The following is a 16,100-nucleotide window of genomic DNA, read 5'->3' as shown; positions in this document are numbered from 1 at the left end:
AGACATGCCGGGGGATAACCCGCCTTGCGCGGGACAGGCCGTTTCCGGCGGCCATAACGATTCGATCACGGGCTCCGCTGCCAGAGGCGGCAGCCTTTTATGGCGTGCCGGCAGCCGTGTCGGGGTGCTGCTTGCTTCTTCCGCGCTGGTTGGTCCGCTGCTTGGCTTTACTGCACATGCCCAAACCCGCGTGGCGCAAAAGGCCGGGCTGTCGGTCAGCACGGTCGAGGTCATGCAACTCGCCATGTTCGTCGGCGTCATGGGGGCGGCATTGCTGTCAGCCATCTTTCTGATCCGCGAAAGGGCGCGCACCTCGGCGGAAAATGCCGAGCTCAGGACCCGCATCGCTGACGTTAATGCCGCGCTGCAGCGCTCGGAGGCGCTGCTCCATTCCCGCGATCAGCGCGTGGTCGTATGGGCCGCCGAGAACAAGAAACCAGAGCTTGTCGGGACATTGCCGATCGAGAGCGGCGCGCCGGAGGACCGGGCGGCCTTCCTGGCTTTCGGACGCTGGCTGATGCCGCGTTCGGCGGCCGCACTCGAACATGCCGTCGCAGCGCTGCGGGACAAGGCAAAGCCCTTCGATCTGGTCATCGAATCGCAGGCCGGCCAGCCGCTCGAGGTTCACGGCCGCAAGAGTGCGGCGCATGTATTGGTTCGCTTCGTCTCGCTGTCGGAGACACAGCGAAGCCAGGCCAGGCTGAAGATCGAGAACCAGCGCTTAGCCGCCGACCATGAGACGCTGATCGGCCTTCTGGATGCGCTCAAGATGCCATCATGGCTGCGCACCGTCGACGGGCGGCTGAAATGGGTCAACCGGGCCTATGCCGAAGCGGTCGAGGCGGAGAATGCCGAAGCGGCGGTTCGTGACGGCAAGGAATTCCTCGGCGGCCAGGCGCGCGACACGATTGCTGCGCAGCACAAGTCGCACCCCGTCTTCGAACAGGCGCTCTCCACTGTGATCGAAGGCGACCGCCGTATGTTTGCCGTGACCGACTTTGCCGGGGCGGATGGTTCGGCTGGTCTTGCCTGCGACATCAGTGCCATCGAGGCCATTCGCGGCGAGTATGAGCGGACCGTGCAGAGCCACGCCGATACGCTCGATCAGCTCAACACCGCCGTGGCGATTTTCGATACCGACGAGAAATTGCGGTTTTTCAATCAGGCGTTCCAGAAGCTATGGGGCCTCGACAGTGGCTTCCTGCACAGCGCGCCGGACAACGCCTTGCTGCTCGACCGCCTGCGCAGCGAAGGCAAGATTGCCGAGCAGCCCGAATGGCGGCGCTGGAAAGAGAGCTTGCTCGGCGCTTACCGCGCGGTTGAATCGCAGGAGCATTGGTGGCATCTGCCGGACGGCAAGACCATTCGCGTCATCGCCAATCCGCAGCCCAAGGGCGGCGTCACCTGGGTGTTCGAGAACCTGACCGAGAAGATGGACCTTGAAAGCCGCTACCAGACCGCCGTCCGGGTTCAGGGCGAGACGCTCGACAACCTTGCCGAAGGCGTCGCTGTGTTCGGTCCCGACGGCAGGCTGAGATTGTCCAACCCGGCCTTCGCGGCACTGTGGGGGCTGGATGCCGATGCCTCAAAACCCAACGTCCATGTCTCGACGATCCGCGACCTTTGCGACCGCCGTGCCGTCGACAGTCCTTGGGGCGGGTTCGTTGCCGCCATCACCGGCTTCGACGACGAGCGCCGCGACCGCCACGGCCAGACCGAATTGAACAACGGCACCGTTTTGCGCTACGCCGTCATCCCTTTGCCCAACGGCCAGGTGATGATGACCTTTGTCGACGTTACCGACAGCGTCAATGTCGAGCGGGCACTGAAGGACAAGAATGAGGCGCTGCAAAAGTCCGACCAGATCAAGAACGAATTCGTGCAGCACGTCTCCTATGAGCTGCGCTCGCCGCTCACCAACATCATCGGCTTTACCGAGCTTCTTTCACTGCCGTCGACTGGTCCGTTGAACCAGAAGCAACGCGAATATATCGGGCATGTCGGCTCGTCCTCCTCGGTCCTTCTCACCATCGTCAACGACATCCTCGATCTGGCGACGGTGGATGCCGGCATCATGGAACTCGACATTTCCGAAGTTCACATCGATCGAACCATTACGGCCGCCGCCGAACTGGTCGCCGACCGGCTGGAGGAACATGCGATCAAGCTTAGGATCGACGCGGCTGCCGCGCCGAAAACCTTCCATGGCGACGAGATCCGCGTCCGTCAGATACTCTACAATCTGCTTAGCAATGCGGCCAATTACGCGCCGGAGGCGAGCACCATAACGCTCGCCTGCCGCCAGCTTGCCAACGGCGTGGAATTTTCCGTTCACGATGACGGTCCCGGCATGCCGCCGGACCTGCTTGACTCCGTGTTCCGGCGCTTCGAGCCGCGCACCAATGGCGGCCGCCGCCGTGGCGCCGGGCTCGGCCTGTCGATCGTCAAGAGCTTTGTCGAACTGCATGGCGGCAGCGTCCGCATCGAGACCGGCAGGGATAAGGGCACCACGGTTGTTTGCGCCTTTCCCGACACGCCGTCCGGCATCCGCGCCGCGGCCGAGTAGCGCGTTCGATGGCGGTATTGGTGCTGGACCGTTTTCTCGCCGACGAGGCTGCGACGGCAAGGCTCGGCGAGGATCTCGCCATGTCGCTGCGCATTGGCGACGTGCTCGCTCTCAAGGGCGATCTCGGCGCCGGCAAATCGACCTTGGCACGGGCGCTGATCAGGGCACTGGCCGACGATGCGAGCCTCGACGTGCCGAGCCCGACCTTCACGCTGGTCCAGAGCTACGACACACGCGTGCCGGTCCATCATTTCGATCTCTACCGCTTGGGCACCGCATCCGAGCTGGACGAGCTGGGTTTTGACGAGGCCCTGACGCAAGGCGCTGCGCTGGTCGAATGGCCGGAGCGGGCAGAGGCATATTTGCCGGATACGTCGGTGCTGGTCGAACTTCTCCAGCAGGGCGACGGCCGACTGGTGAGACTATCGGGAGAGGGTGCCGCCTTCGAGCGCGCGGCGCGATCGCTGGCAATGCGCGATTTTCTCGGGCAGGCCGGCTGGGGCGAAGCGCAGCGACGATATTTCATCGGTGATGCCTCGGCTCGCTCCTACGAGATCGTCACGCTCGCCGGCTTTCCGCCGCGCGTGCTGATGAACTCGCCAAGGCTGGTGCTCGGGCCGCCAGTCCGCGACGGCAAACCCTATGCCGAAATCGCCCACACCGCGCAATCCGTTTCGGCTTTCGTGGCCATCGACCGGGCCTTGCGGGCCGGCGGCGTCAGCGTCCCGGAAATCCATGACCAGGACCTCGACCAGGGTTTTCTCCTGCTGGAACATCTCGGTTCCCAAGGGTTTCTGGACAAGCGCGGCCAGGCGGTGGCCGAGCGTTATGCGGCGGCGGCCGAACTGCTTGCCATGATGCACGGCAAAACATGGCCGGCCCGCATGCCGGCCGGCCCCGGCGTCTTCCACGAGGTGCCGCCTTTCGACCGCGACGCCATGATGATCGAGGCCGAATTGCTGGTCGACTGGTATGTCCCGGCGATATCAGGCGCTCCGCCAAGCGAGGCGCTGCGCGCCGGTTACCGCAGCGAATGGAATGCGGTGCTCGATCGGCTCGAAGGGCGCGAATACACGCTTATGTTGCGCGACTTCCATTCGCCCAACCTGATCTGGCGCGCTGACCGTTCCGGTCACGATCGCCTCGGCGTCGTCGATGTCCAGGACGCGCTGATCGGACCGTCCGCCTACGACGTCGCGTCGCTCGCCATGGACGCGCGCGTCACCATTTCACCCGAAATCGAAAAGCACACGCTCGCCGCCTACATCGCCGCGCGCCGCGCCGCCGGCGCCTTCGACGAGAACGAATTCCGCGAAACCTATGCAATCATGGCCGCACAGCGCAATTCCAAGATCCTCGGCATTTTCGTGCGGCTCGAAAAACGTGACGGCAAGCCTTATTATCTGAAGCATCTGCCGCGCATCCGCGATTATCTTCGCCGGGCGCTGGCGCATCCGGCGCTGGCCGGGCTGCAGGATTTCTACATCGCCCACGGCTTGCTGGAGGAACGCTCGATTTGACGGCTAAGGATTTGGGCCTGAAGGCGTCGGATGAGCAGCCGATGCCGACGACCGCCATGGTGCTCGCCGCCGGGCTCGGCAAGCGCATGCGGCCGATCACCGAGACAATGCCGAAGCCGCTGGTCAAGATCGCCGGCAAGACATTGCTCGACTGGGGGCTGGACTGCCTAGCCGAAGCCGGCGTCGCCAAGGCCGTCGTTAACGTCCATTACCTGCCGCAACAGATCGTGGACCATGTAGCCCGCCGCAGTGCGCCGAGAATCGTCATCTCGGATGAGAGCACCGGCCTGCTCGACTCTGCCGGCGGTATCGTCAAGGCATTGCCCAGGTTAGGGGCGCCCTTCTATGTGCTTAACGCGGACACCTTCTGGATCGACAGCGGCGTTTCCAATCTCAGGCGACTTGCCCTTGCATGGGAGGGCGCGACAATGGACATTCTGCTGATGCTTGCGGATCTCCAGTCGGCAACCGGGCATAGCGGCGGCACCGATTTCCTGATGGCGCCGGATGGCGCCTTGCGGCGTGCGAACAACGATCCGGCCGGCCTGATCTATGCCGGCGCAGCAATCGTCCATCCGCGCATCTTCAAGGATGCGCCGGGCGGCCCGCTGTCGCTCAACGCCTATTTCGATGCGGCAATCGCCGCCGGCCGCCTGTTCGGCATGAAGATGCAGGGTCACTGGATCACTGTCGGCACACCGGACGCGATCCCGCGGGCGGAAGCAGCGGTCGCCGCTGCGCTTGCCGGCACGCCCGATGCTGTTGCTGAGGCACCCGGCGCTCTTACCGAGTCGAAATGAGCGGCTCCCGCCGCGTTTTCTCGATCCCGCCCGGAGCGCCGTTCCTGCCGACGCTGGCCGAGGCGCTGCTTGCAGGGCGCCTGGTTCCCGGCTTTGCCTATGATGGCGATCCGCTGGTGCTGGCCGATCTCACCATCTATGTGCCGACGCGCCGTGCGGCGCGGGCGCTTCGCGGCGTCTTCGTCGATGCTCTCTCGCGCTCCGGAAGCCGCTCGGCGATCCTGCCGGTCATCCGCCCGCTTGGTGAGTTCGATGAAGATGAAGCCGCCTTCGAGGCGGGAGCTTCGGCCGCCATCGACCTTGCGCCGCCGATCGCCGCGGTAGAGCGCCTGTTGCTGCTTGCGCCACTGGTGCGGGCGTGGAAACGCCGCCTGCCGGCGCATGTCGCGGCATTGTTCGACGAGGAGATCGTCATCCCGGCCTCCGCCGCCGACGCCATCTGGCTGGCGCGCGACCTTGCACGCCTGATGGATGAGATCGAGACCGAAGGCACGGATTGGGCAAGGCTCGCCGACCTTGTGACCGGCAATCTTGCAGGCTGGTGGCAGGTGACGCTCGATTTCCTGACCATCGTGACCGAGAACTGGCCGAAGCTGCTCGAGGAACGCCATCGCTCCAATCCGGCCGCGCATCGTAATGCCCTGATAAGGCTGGAGGCGGCGCGGCTGAAGCGTAATCCGCCGGCCGGACCGGTGATCGCCGCCGGTTCCACCGGCTCCATTCCCGCCACGGCCGAGCTGCTTGCCGTGATCGCCGGTCTGCCCAATGGCGCCGTTGTGCTGCCCGGGCTCGACCGGGCGCTGGACGAGCCGTCCTTTGCCGCCATCAGTGCACTTGGCGCGCGCCCGGCCCTGCTTGGCCACCCGCAATACGGCCTGGCAAAGTTGATCGGCAAGATCGGCGTGCCGCGCGCCGATGTCGGGGAACTCGCTGTTGCGCCGCGGCCGCTTGCACTGCGCGCCGCACTCGTCGGCGAAGCGCTGCGCCCGGCGGAGACCACCGAGCTGTGGGCCGAGACGCGCGCCCGCTTTACGGCCGGCGATATTGCCGAGGCCTTCGCCGATGTGACGCTTCTCGAAGCCGCCAGCGAACGCGACGAAGCCGTAGCGATCGCCGTCGCGCTCAAACAGGCCGTCGAGCGGCCCGGCCAGCGCGCAGCACTCGTCACCGGCGACCGCGCACTGGCGCGGCGCGTCTCAGTCGAGCTGTTGCGCTTCGGCGTTGCCGCCGACGATTCCGGCGGCACGCTGCTCATCAACACGCCAGCCGCCAGCCTGCTCAGGCTGGCGCTTCAGGCAGCCTTCCGCCCGGGCGACCCGGTCGCCCTACTGTCGCTGCTCAAGCATCCCCTGCTTGGCCTCGGCCTGGAGCGGGCAAGCGTGCGCCATGCGGCCGAGATAGTCGAACTCGTGGCGCTGCGCGGCGGCACCGGTCGTCCGGACGTGGCGTCGCTGCCGCAACTCTTCGATGCCCGGCTCCTCGAATTCGACGGCGGTGGCAATCGCCGCCCGCCTTTCTGGCGATCGCGCCTCTCGGTCAGGCGCATTGAGCAGGCCCGCGACCTGCTGATCCGGCTAACGGCTGCGCTGGCGCCGCTGGTTGCCTTTCGCGGCGAGGAGAATGCCGATCTTGCCACGCTTGTGCGCGCCAGTGTCGGCGTGCTCGAAAGCCTCGGACGCGCCGCCGACGGCAGCCTGAGCGAACTCTATGCCGGCGATGCCGGCGAAAAGCTTGCCGAGCTCTTGCGCGGTCTGGTCGCGGCCTCGGTGTCGTTCTCCTTCGCCGCTGACGAATGGCCTGACGTGATGGAGGCGCTGATCGCGCCCGAGACGGTCAAGCCGGCGCAGGGCACCGACAGGAACATCGCCATCTGGGGTGTGCTGGAAGCGCGGCTTCAGGACGTCGATACGCTGGTCGTCGGCGGGCTCAACGAAGGCGTGTGGCCGCGCAAGCCGGAGAGTGACCGCTTCATGTCGCGGCTGATGAAGACCGGCATCGATCTTGAACCGCCGGAGCGGCGCATCGGCCTTGCCGCCCATGATTTCCAGATGGCCATGGGCGCCAAAAAAGTGGTGCTGGCTCGCTCCGCCCGCTCCGGCGACGCACCGTCGGTACCTTCGCGCTGGCTGCAGCGCATCCTTACCTTCGTCGGCGAGGATCATGCCGCGGCACTTCGCCGGCGCGGCGACGAACTGCTTGCCTGGGCGCGTGCGCTCGATGCCGGCGAAAAGCAGGACTTTGCGCCGCGGCCGCAGCCGAAACCGCCGCTCGCCGCACGGCCGCACCACCTCTCGGTCACCGAGATCGAAACGCTACGTCGCGATCCCTATGCGGTCTATGCCAGAAGGATACTCGGCCTGATGCCGCTCGATCCGGTCATTCGCGATCCGGGCGCCGCCGAGCGCGGCACGCTGTTTCACGCTATTCTGCACTTGTTCTCGCGGACGGTGGCCGATCCGCGCGCGCCGGAGGCGCTGGACGGGCTCATCGCCGCCGGCCGCTCCTGCTTTGCCGAGGCGGCTCTGCCGGCCGATGTCGAGGCGGTGTGGTGGCCACGCTTCGAAAAGCTTGCCGCCGGCATCATCGAATGGGAGCGCGGCCGGGCCGCAGCCGTGGCACGGCGGCACGCCGAGGAACGCGCCGAAAAGACCGGTGTCGGCCGATCCGGCGTGACCCTGTCCGGCTATGCCGATCGCATCGATCTGCTGGCTGGCGGAATGGCCGACATTCTCGATTACAAGACCGGCTCGTCGCCATCCAAAGCACAGGCGCACACGCTGCTCGCGCCGCAACTGGCGCTGGAGGGCGCGCTGCTGCGTCGCGGCGCCTTCAAGGAGCTTGGCGCACGCGAGCCGTCGCAACTGGCCTTCGTGCGGCTGAAGCCGAATGGCGAGGTGTTCGAAGAATCGATCCTCGAATACAACCGCAAGCCGCGAACCGCCGCCGATCTCGCCGAAGAGGCGTGGGCGCGGCTGGAAAAACTGCTGATCCACTACGCCGACCCGGCGACCGGCTATCTGTCGCGGGCGCTGCCGTTCCGCGAGGGCGAGACCGACGGCGACTATGATCATCTCGCCCGCGTGCTCGAGTGGTCGGCCGGCGGCGATGCCGACGACGAGGGAGGGGAGGTATGAAAAAGGCCTACCCCATTCCAAGCGACACCGCCGCCAGCCAGGCAAGCGCCTCCGATCCGCATAATTCCGCCTGGGTGTCGGCCAATGCCGGATCGGGCAAGACCCATGTACTCGCCCAGCGCGTCATCCGGCTTCTGCTGCGCGGCACCCATCCGTCCAAGATCCTGTGCCTGACCTATACGCGTGCCGCCGCCGCCAACATGTCCAACCGGGTGTTTTCGACCCTGTCGCAATGGACGGCCCTGGGCGATGCCGAGCTCTCGACACGGATAGAGGCGCTGGACGGGCGCCAGCCCGACCGCGAAACCATGCGCCGGGCGCGGCGGTTGTTTGCCGAGGCGCTGGAAACCCCGGGCGGGCTGAAGATCCAGACCATCCACGCCTTCTGCGAATCGGTGCTGCATCAGTTCCCGCTGGAAGCCAATATCCCGGCGCATTTCGAAATGCTCGATCCGCAAATGGAGGCTTCGCTGTTTGCCGCCGCCCGCCGCGACATGATTTCGGGCGGCGTTGCAGGCGATGCGGCATTGGCCGAGGCCTTCGCCACCGTGCTGGAGCGCGGTGGCGAACATGGGCTTGACGCACTGCTGGCCGAGATCGTGCGCAAGCGCGATGGTTTGCGCGCCTTCATCGCCGCGGCCGGCGGCGATAGTTTTCAGGCGCTGTTCGATGAGTTTCAGTTTCGCGCCGGCCAGACCGCCGAAGGCATAGCCGCCTCCGTCTGGCCGCTGCCCGGCTTCCTGCCGGATTATCTCGTCACTTTTTCACGGTCGGCTGAGGCCGCCGATGCGCGCATCGTGCTGAACAATCTGCTGCCATACGCCCGTCTTGCCTTCGCCGAGGAGCATCCGGTCCGCCGCCTGAATCTGCTCTCCAAGGCTTTCCTGAGGGCCGACGGCGAGCCTTACGATCCGGCAAAGACGTTTAAAAGGGCATTGCTTGACCGGCTGCCCGATCTTGCCGAACGTTATCTGGCGGCGGTCGACGCCATTCTCGAAATCTCCGACCGGCTGGCCTTGTTCAGAATGCTGGAAGGCACGCGTGCCGCACTGACCATCGCCGACTGGCTGATCGCCCGCTACGAGCAATTGAAGCGCGCCCGCGGCTTCCTCGACTTCAACGACCTGATCACCCGCACGGTCAATTTACTGGCGCGGCCCGACGCCGGCCCATGGGTGCAATACAAGCTCGACCAGGGCATCGACCACATCCTCCTCGACGAGGCGCAGGACACCAGTCCCGACCAGTGGGAGGTGGTCAAGCGGCTGGCGGAGGAGTTCTTTGCCGGGCTCGGCGCACGCGACGCCGTCCACCGCACCATCTTTGCGGTCGGCGACGAAAAGCAGTCGATCTATTCCTTCCAGGGAGCCGCCCCGGATTCCTTTGCCGACAGCCGGCTTTTGTTTGCCGGCAAAGTTAGATCGGCCGATGCGGCCTTCGCCGATCTCAAGCTGACCTGGTCGTTTCGCTCGACCGACGACGTGCTTGCGGCGGTGGATCGTGTCTTTGCCGACCCGAACGTGCGGCGCGGCATCAGCCATGATCCCGATCCGCTCGACCACAAGGCGATCCGTACCGATGCGCCGGGTTATGTCGAGGTCTGGCCGTCGATCGGCGCCGACGTCGTCGACGAACCAGACGATTGGACGCAAGCGGTCGACCATGCCCACGCGCCGGCAGTCCGCGTCGCTGAAAACGTCGCCGCAACCATTGCCGGCTGGATTGGCAGCGGCGAGGTCATCGAAGGCCGCGGCAAGAAACTCCGCCCCGGCGACGTGCTGGTGCTGGTGCGCAAGCGCGATCGCTTCGTCCATGCGCTAACGCGGGCGCTGAAGCGCCGCGACATTCCGGTGGCCGGCGCCGATCGGCTCAGCCTGCCCGGCCACATCGCGGTGAAAGACCTGATCGCACTTGGCCATTTTCTCATCCAGCCCGAGGACGATCTGTCGCTCGCTGCCGTGCTGCGCAGCCCGATCTTCGATGTCTCGGAAGAGCAGCTTTTCGCGCTTGCTGCCGAGAGGCCGTCGGGCGTCTCGCTGATCGCCTCGCTGCGCCGGCATGCCGGCGAAAGCGAGGCGTTGGCCGCCGTCGTCAGCCGGCTCGACACATGGTCGAACGAAGCCGCGTTCAATCAGGTGTTCGAATTCTATGCCGCAGCACTCGCCCGCGACGGCCTGCGCAACAAGATGATCGCGCGGCTCGGGCCGGAGGCCGGCGATATCCTCGACGAATTCCTGAATTTCTGCCTGGCCGAGGAGCGGACCGGCCTGCCGGGACTGGAATCCTTCCTGTCGACATTGGAAAACGCCGGCCCCGAGATCAAGCGCGAAATGGACCAGACCCGCGACGAGGTTCGCGTCATGACCGTGCATGCCGCCAAAGGCCTGGAAGCGCCGGTGGTGTTCCTCGTCGATGGCGGTTCCGCGCCGTTCAGCGACCAGCATCTGCCGAGATTGATGCCGTTCGAAGGCTCGGGCGACTGCTGGGAGGGCAAGGGCTATCTCTGGCGTTCCGCCAGCGATGTCGCCAATGGGTTTTCACGCGCGGCATCGGCCCGCGCCCGCGAGCTCGCCGACGACGAATACCGCCGGCTGCTCTATGTCGGCATGACCCGCGCCGAGGATCGGCTGATCGTCTGCGGCTACCATGGCAAGCGGGCGCCGAATACCGGCACCTGGCATTCGATCGTCAGCCGCGCACTGGTCGGTGCCGCGGAGAGCGAAGAACGCCGGCATCCCGCCGCTGGCGAGACCGTGCATCGTTTCCAGGTGACGAAGCTGCCGCCCATGCCGTCGGCGGCAGTGGGTGAGGCACGACAGGCGGAACGCTTTGCGCCATTGCCGGAAACCCTGTTCCAGCCTCTGCCGCCCTTCGAGGAATTGCCGCGGCCGCTCTCGCCGTCCGGCGCCTCGGTGCTGATCGACGAGGCGCGGCAAGCGGTGGCCGACACGCGTTCGCCGGTACTGGATGCCGACGCCGAGCCCGGCTTTGCCGTCATGCGCGGGCTGGCGCTGCACAAATTGCTGCAGATGCTACCCGGCATCGCCGAGGGAAAACGCCAGGATGCCGCTGAACGCTATCTGGCAAGAGCCGGCGCGGGATGGCCCGACGACGAGCGCGACAAGGCCTTGGCTGGCGTTTTCAGAATTCTTGCCGACAGCCGCTTCGCGCCGCTGTTTGCGCCAAACTCGCGCGCTGAAGTCGCCATCATGGGCAGCCTGGGAGTGAGGGGCAAACTGCGCTCGATTTCCGGCAAGATCGACCGGCTGGCAGTAACGCCGGACAAGGTTTCGATCGTCGACTACAAGACCAATCGGCCAGCGCCGGCTACGCTCGCCGAAGTGCCGCAAGCCTATGTTTTGCAGCTCGCACTCTATCGCGCGCTGCTTCAGCCGCTCTATCCGGGACGCGAGGTCTCGGCGGCGCTGCTGTTTACCGAGGCGCCGCGGCTGATCGAGCTGCCGGCGGCGGCCATGGACGACGCGCTTGCTAGACTCACGGGAGCGTGACACAAGACTTGCTTGAACACGGACGCGATCACCACCACATTTGGTGCGACGAACAAATCGAAAGGATCTCAGCATGGCTACCGTCAAGGTCGACAAGAGCAATTTCCAGGCCGACGTGCTCAACGCCAAGGAGCCGGTCGTGGTCGATTTCTGGGCGGAATGGTGCGGCCCGTGCAAGATGATCGCCCCGGCGCTTGAGGACATTGCCATCGAACTCGGCAGCAAGATAAAGATCGCCAAGCTCAACATCGACGAGAATCCTGAGCTGGCCGCGCAGTTCGGCGTGCGCTCGATCCCGACGCTGATGATCTTCAAGGGCGGCGAAGTCGCCGACATGAAGGTCGGTGCTGCGCCGAAAACGGCATTGTCGCACTGGATCAACGGCAGCCTCGCCTGATCCGATCAATATTTTGCAGAAAGGCCCGGCCTCGCGCCGGGCTTTCTTGTGGCGTCACCGATCCGCAGATCTGGCACTCGCCACTTGCCGTCTCATGCTCTTGTCTGGCTTAAAGCAGGAGAAGCGATATGACCGGATCCGCCAAGGCCACCGTCTTCATCGATAATGAGCGCGTCATCGTCACCGAATACCGCTTCGCTCCCGGCGACAACACCGGCTGGCACCGCCATGGCCACGACTATGTGATCGTGCCGCTGACCGACGGCAAGGTGAAGCTCCTGACCAAGGATGGCGAATCCTTCGCCGAGATGAAGAAGGGCTCGCCGTATTTCCGCAACGAGGGCGTCGAACATGACGTCATCAGCACAAACGATGGCGAATTCGCCTTCATCGAGGTCGAGCTGAAGTAAGTCCACCGACCATAGGCTGCGCCGCTACAATTGTCCGCGAGGCGCGATCACCAATCCGCGATACGATCGCCACCGACGAATTGTGCGCTTTTCTCAGTGTATTCGAACAGTTCTATCTTCACGCCGTTGGGGTCGCGGATCCAAGCCTGGTAGGTGTCATCGCACGCGCGTTTCTTGGAAGTGATATCAACCCCCTTTGACCTCAGATGGGCGATCGCGGTGTCGATGTTTTCCACTTCGAGGCAGAAGTGGTTGATCTGGTTCAAGTCGCTATAGCTGGCGCCGTCTTTCTGGAACACCTCGACATGGCTACGGCTGCCGCAATTGAGGTAGAAGCCGAAAATCTTCCCGTCGCGCAGAAAATTGAACTGCGTATCCATGCCGAGGACGTCTCGATAGAAGCTTCGCGTCATCTCCAGGTCATTCGCGAAAATGCAAACGTGAGCGAGCTGCTTTACCTTGATCATGATTGCCTCCTCGCGGTGGTCTCGTAAGTGTTCCCGGGTGAAGCACGCCTCAAACCGGCGGCGTGCCGTTTTCGGCCAATACCGCGCCGGCCAGGTAGAGCGATCCGCCGATCAGGATGCGTGGCGGCGGTCCGTCCCATGTGTCGCGCAGCAGCATCAGCGCATTGGCGACGGAACTGACCGGTTCGGCCGACAGGCCGGCCTCGATGGCGCGGGTCGCCAGTTCGTCGTTCGGCACGCCGGCGTCGCTCAGGCTCACCGGCACGGTGTAGACATGCCGGACCAGCCCTTTGAAGGCGCGGAAATAGCCGCTCTGGTCCTTGGTGTTGATCATGCCCGAGATCAGGAACAGGGGCCGCGGGTTCTTTTCCTCCTGCTCGGCCAGCGCCTCGGCGACGACCACGCCGGCGCCGGGATTGTGGCCGCCGTCGAGCCAGATGTCGGCGCCCTTTGGCGCCAGTTCGCTCAGCCGGCCCTGAGGCAGCTTCTGCATCCGGCCCGGCCAGGCAACATTGGCCATCGCCTTCTCGGCGGCGCGGTGGCTGATCTCGAAACCCGCCGCCTTGACCGCCGCGATCGCCGCCGCCGCATTGGCGAATTGGTGGCGTCCCGGCAGGCGCGGCGGCGGCAGGTCCATCAATCCGTCTTCGTCCTGATAGACCATGCGGCCGTTTTCCTCATAGGCAAGGAAGTCCTGGCCATAGAGGAAGGCGGGGCAGTCGAGCCGCTCGGCGGTTTCGATGAGCACCTGCTGCGCCGTCTCGCTTTCCTGCGCGCCGATGACGACCGGGCATCCGCGCTTGATGATGCCGGCCTTTTCGACGGCGATCAGCTCGACGCGGTCGCCGAGATAGGCTTCGTGGTCGAGCGAGACCGGCATGATCACCGACACGGCCGGCTCGGCGATGACATTGGTGGCGTCGAAGCGGCCGCCAAGGCCGACCTCGAGGATGACGGCATCGGCCGGATGTTCGGAAAACAGCAGGAAGGTGACGGCGGTGAGGATTTCGAAGACGGTGATCTTCTGGCCTTGATTGGCTTTGGCGACGCGGGCGATGGCTTCGGCGAAGACCTTGTCGTCCACCAGCTTGCCGCCGCCATCGGCGGCCAGCCGGTAGCGCTCGTGCCAGTTCACCAGATGTGGCGAGGTGTGGACGTGGACGCGGTAGCCGGCGGCTTCGAGCAGCGCCCGTGAAAAAGCAGCACAGGAACCCTTGCCGTTGGTGCCGGCGATGTGGATGACCGGCGGCAGCTGGTCCTGCGGATTGCCGAGCCGCTCGAGCAGCCGCGAAATGCGGTCGAGCGAAAGGTCGAAGCCCTTCGGGTGAAGCGCCATCAGGCTTTCGATTTCGCGGTCGGCGGCAAGCGTGGTCATGGAAGAATCCTAGGCGCGTGCGCAACGGCACACAACAGCCGCTCGCGCCGCGTGATGTCGCGTCAGGCGTGCGGCCGGGCTTCGGCCGGAATCACCGACGGCGGCAGGATTTCCGGCTCCTGCGGTTTTTGCTCTTCCGGCAGCTTGAGCAGCATTCTCAACAGTCGCGCAATCGTCTGACGCATTTCCAGCCGTGACACCACCATGTCGACCATGCCGTGTTCCATCAGATATTCGGCGCGCTGGAAGCCGTCGGGCAGCTTTTCGCGGATGGTCTGCTCGATGACGCGCGGGCCGGCAAAGCCGATCAGCGCGCCGGGCTCGGCAATATGCACGTCACCCAGCATGGCGTAGGAAGCGGTGACGCCGCCGGTCGTCGGGTTGGTCAGGACGACGATGTAGGGCAGGCCGGCCTCCTTCAGCCTGTCGACGCCGACCGTGGTCCGCGGCAACTGCATCAGCGACAGGATGCCTTCCTGCATACGGGCGCCGCCGGAGGCCGCAAACAGAATCAGCGGCCGCTTGCGCTGCAAGGCGACCTCGAAGCCATGCACGATGGCGTCGCCGGCCGCCATGCCGAGTGAGCCGCCCATGAAGGCAAAATCCTGCACCGTCACCACCACCGGCAGACCTTCGACGGTGCCCAGCGCATTGATGATGGCGTCTTCCATGCCGGTCTTGGCCTTGGCATCCTTCAGCCGGTCTAGGTAGCGCTTCTCATCGCGGAACTTGAGCGGATCCTGAACGACCTTGGGGTTTTCCAGCGTCTCGTATTTGCCGTCGTCGAGGAAGAATTTCAGCCGTTCCTTGGCCGATATCTTCATATGGTGGCCGGAGGACGGGATGACGAACTGGTTCTGCTCCAGATCCTTGTGGAACACCATTTCGCCGGTCTCGGGATCCTTGATCCACAGGTTTTCCGGCATGTCGGTGCGGCGGCCGAGCATCGAATTGATCTTCGGGCGGACGTAATTGGTGATCCAGTTCATCGCTTCGCTCCTGTCCTTACGAAGAGTTAGACCATGATCCCGAAAAGTGGAAACCGGTTATCGGCAAGATCATGGCCAACCAGAAGATCAAGATTATTCGGCGGCAGCAAGGCGAGCCGCGCGAACTCCTTGCGAAAGCCCGCTGACCAGCGTGGCGACGGCCTCGGCCGGATCGGCGGTCTTTTCGCCCTTCGGCCCGAGCACGTTGGCGACGGCATTGACAATCGCGGTTCCGACGACGACGCCGTCGGCTGACGCGCCGATGGTGCGCGCCTGCTCGGCGGTCTTGACGCCGAAGCCGACGCAGACCGGCAGGTGGGTATGGCTCTTGATGCGCTTGACCGCCGCCGCCACCTTGCCGGTGTCGGCCAGCGCCGAACCGGTGATACCGGTCATCGACACATAATAGACGAAGCCGGAGGTGTTCTGCAGCACCTTGGGCAGGCGCTTGTCGTCGGTGGTCGGCGTCGCCAGCCGGATGAAATTGATGCCGGCCTTGAGTGCCGGGATGCAAAGCTCCTCGTCCATCTCCGGCGGCAGGTCGACAACGATCAGCCCGTCTATGCCGCTAGCAATCGCGTCCTTCAGGAAGCGGTCGACGCCGTAGATGTAGATCGGATTGTAATAGCCCATCAACACGATCGGCGTTTCATTGTCGCCGGCGCGGAATTCCGAGGCCATCTTCAGCGTTTTGACCAGTGTCTGGCCGCCCTTCAGCGCCCGCAGGCCGGCCGCCTGGATCGCCGGGCCGTCGGCCATTGGATCGGAAAACGGCATGCCGAGCTCGATGATGTCGCTGCCGGCGCCGGGCAGCGCCTTCATGATCGACAGGGACGTGTCGTAGTCAGGGTCGCCGCCCATGAAATAGGTGACGAGTGCCGGTCGACCTTCGGCCTTCAGCTTTGCCATGCGGCGGTCGATACGGGTGGCCAT

Annotated in this window: 11 protein-coding genes; 7 read left to right on the top strand and 4 right to left on the bottom strand. The window is 64.8% G+C overall.

The window, feature by feature from the left end; translation table 11 throughout:
• The first annotated feature begins 4 nt into the window (after positions 1–4).
• The 7 genes from NKH70_RS00700 to NKH70_RS00670 all read left to right on the top strand — a co-directional run bounded on the left by NKH70_RS00700 (position 5) and on the right by NKH70_RS00670 (position 12,336).
• Positions 5–2,566: a sensor histidine kinase gene (locus NKH70_RS00700; protein WP_352911690.1), complete on the top strand. Its 2,562-nt coding sequence runs from the start codon at positions 5–7 to the stop codon at positions 2,564–2,566.
• A gap of 8 nt (positions 2,567–2,574) precedes the next feature.
• A complete protein-coding gene (gene tsaE / locus NKH70_RS00695; RefSeq protein ID WP_352911688.1) occupies positions 2,575–4,086 on the top strand; it encodes a tRNA (adenosine(37)-N6)-threonylcarbamoyltransferase complex ATPase subunit type 1 TsaE in 1,512 nt (503 codons plus the stop codon).
• A 56-nt stretch (positions 4,087–4,142) separates the two neighbouring features.
• A complete protein-coding gene (locus tag NKH70_RS00690) occupies positions 4,143–4,886 on the top strand; it encodes a nucleotidyltransferase family protein (protein ID WP_353024822.1) in 744 nt (247 codons plus the stop codon).
• On the top strand, positions 4,883–8,020 hold the full coding sequence (gene addB, locus NKH70_RS00685) for a double-strand break repair protein AddB (RefSeq protein WP_352977093.1): 3,138 nt from the start codon (positions 4,883–4,885) through the stop codon (positions 8,018–8,020). The genes NKH70_RS00690 and addB overlap by 4 nt, the downstream gene beginning before the upstream one ends.
• A complete protein-coding gene (gene addA / locus NKH70_RS00680; RefSeq protein ID WP_353024765.1) occupies positions 8,017–11,529 on the top strand; it encodes a double-strand break repair helicase AddA in 3,513 nt (1,170 codons plus the stop codon). Before addB ends, addA begins: the two co-directional genes overlap by 4 nt.
• 73 nt (positions 11,530–11,602) lie before the next feature.
• Positions 11,603–11,926: a thioredoxin gene (gene trxA / locus NKH70_RS00675; RefSeq protein ID WP_023677558.1), complete on the top strand. Its 324-nt coding sequence runs from the start codon at positions 11,603–11,605 to the stop codon at positions 11,924–11,926.
• A 128-nt stretch (positions 11,927–12,054) separates the two neighbouring features.
• Positions 12,055–12,336: a cupin domain-containing protein gene (locus tag NKH70_RS00670; protein ID WP_352717209.1), complete on the top strand. Its 282-nt coding sequence runs from the start codon at positions 12,055–12,057 to the stop codon at positions 12,334–12,336.
• 47 nt (positions 12,337–12,383) lie between these two features.
• On the opposite strand, the gene NKH70_RS00665 is transcribed toward NKH70_RS00670, so the two are convergent.
• The 4 genes from NKH70_RS00665 to trpA all read right to left on the bottom strand — a co-directional run bounded on the left by NKH70_RS00665 (position 12,384) and on the right by trpA (position 16,100).
• On the bottom strand, positions 12,384–12,803 hold the full coding sequence (locus NKH70_RS00665) for a VOC family protein (protein ID WP_352464652.1): 420 nt from the start codon (positions 12,801–12,803) through the stop codon (positions 12,384–12,386).
• Positions 12,804–12,852: 49 nt separating this feature from the next.
• Positions 12,853–14,178, bottom strand: coding sequence for a bifunctional folylpolyglutamate synthase/dihydrofolate synthase (locus NKH70_RS00660; RefSeq protein ID WP_352717212.1), 1,326 nt, complete (start codon positions 14,176–14,178; stop codon positions 12,853–12,855).
• 62 nt (positions 14,179–14,240) lie between these two features.
• Entirely contained in the window at positions 14,241–15,167 is a 927-nt protein-coding gene (accD, locus tag NKH70_RS00655) for an acetyl-CoA carboxylase, carboxyltransferase subunit beta (RefSeq protein WP_352717214.1), read from the bottom strand.
• A gap of 93 nt (positions 15,168–15,260) precedes the next feature.
• Positions 15,261–16,100 (bottom strand): tryptophan synthase subunit alpha, encoded by an 840-nt coding sequence (gene trpA, locus NKH70_RS00650; protein WP_352911676.1) that lies wholly within the window; start codon positions 16,098–16,100, stop codon positions 15,261–15,263.

Source organism: Mesorhizobium sp. M0991 (assembly GCF_040318915.1).
Lineage (GTDB): Bacteria > Pseudomonadota > Alphaproteobacteria > Rhizobiales > Rhizobiaceae > Mesorhizobium.
Note: the sequence above shows the minus strand (reverse complement) of the source record. Positions and strands in the feature narration are given on the sequence as shown.

Coding starts and splice junctions, on each gene's coding strand:
- NKH70_RS00700 (WP_352911690.1), top strand. CDS start 5: ATGCCGGGGGATAACCCGCCTTGCGCGGGACAGGCCGTTTCCGGCGGC.
- tsaE (WP_352911688.1), top strand. CDS start 2,575: ATGGCGGTATTGGTGCTGGACCGTTTTCTCGCCGACGAGGCTGCGACG.
- NKH70_RS00690 (WP_353024822.1), top strand. CDS start 4,143: ATGGTGCTCGCCGCCGGGCTCGGCAAGCGCATGCGGCCGATCACCGAG.
- addB (WP_352977093.1), top strand. CDS start 4,883: ATGAGCGGCTCCCGCCGCGTTTTCTCGATCCCGCCCGGAGCGCCGTTC.
- addA (WP_353024765.1), top strand. CDS start 8,017: ATGAAAAAGGCCTACCCCATTCCAAGCGACACCGCCGCCAGCCAGGCA.
- trxA (WP_023677558.1), top strand. CDS start 11,603: ATGGCTACCGTCAAGGTCGACAAGAGCAATTTCCAGGCCGACGTGCTC.
- NKH70_RS00670 (WP_352717209.1), top strand. CDS start 12,055: ATGACCGGATCCGCCAAGGCCACCGTCTTCATCGATAATGAGCGCGTC.
- NKH70_RS00665 (WP_352464652.1), bottom strand. CDS start 12,803: ATGATCAAGGTAAAGCAGCTCGCTCACGTTTGCATTTTCGCGAATGAC.
- NKH70_RS00660 (WP_352717212.1), bottom strand. CDS start 14,178: ATGACCACGCTTGCCGCCGACCGCGAAATCGAAAGCCTGATGGCGCTT.
- accD (WP_352717214.1), bottom strand. CDS start 15,167: ATGAACTGGATCACCAATTACGTCCGCCCGAAGATCAATTCGATGCTC.
- trpA (WP_352911676.1), bottom strand. CDS start 16,100: ATGGCCACCCGTATCGACCGCCGCATGGCAAAGCTGAAGGCCGAAGGT.